Source organism: Mesorhizobium sp. M7A.F.Ca.CA.004.04.2.1, assembly GCF_004022825.1.
In the GTDB taxonomy this organism is placed as follows: domain Bacteria; phylum Pseudomonadota; class Alphaproteobacteria; order Rhizobiales; family Rhizobiaceae; genus Mesorhizobium.
In genome coordinates, this window is sequence record NZ_RZPH01000522.1 from 1 (window position 1) to 619 (window position 619).

A 619-nucleotide genomic window follows, 5' to 3' on the forward strand; every position below is an offset into this window, starting at 1 on the left:
TCCAGGCACTGCGCGAACTGCGTGCCGCGGGCACCATTGTGGCGGCGGCACAAACAGCCAAACCCTTTGACGAAGCGGCGGTGAAGGACGCGACGGCGGGGTGCGCACCGCCACGACCAGCCTTCAGGCGACGATGCAGGGCTATCTCCTGATGGCGCTGAAGAATGTAACCGCCAAACCTCTGTGGGAGGCTGAGCCGCTACGGCCCTACTGGCGGCACAATCGTCACCGACCTATGTCGATATCCAACCGGCTTTGAGGCCCGATCACGAAGATGGAACAATGCGGCACGACGGGCTTGTCCTGACCTTGCTCCGACGCGAACTCTCGGCTGGCTTGCGCTCGATGCGCCGCCGCGACCTTGCCTGGATCGGGCTTGGTGGCTGGGCCCTTTTTGCCTACGCCATGGCCGACGTCGTTGTCGCGTTGCAGGCCGGGGCGGCCACGCTGCGGCAGGAGCAGGCGCTGTGGCTGCTTGGTTTGCCGAGCGCGCTTCTCATTCTTGGCGGCTTCGCTGGCAACGCGCTCGCCAGGCTTTGCCTGTCGCGCGCCTTCGCGCCTTTCCTGAAGGCTTTGCCGCTGTCGCTTCGGGAGCGCCGGCGCATGGCGGCCGTGGCGG

At 66.4% G+C, this 619-nt stretch carries 1 pseudogene; it reads left to right on the forward strand.

Annotated features, from left to right (window positions below):
* Positions 1 to 282 precede the first annotated feature (282 nt).
* A pseudogene (locus EN893_RS39405) lies at positions 283 to 619 on the forward strand (hypothetical protein); the annotation flags it as partial.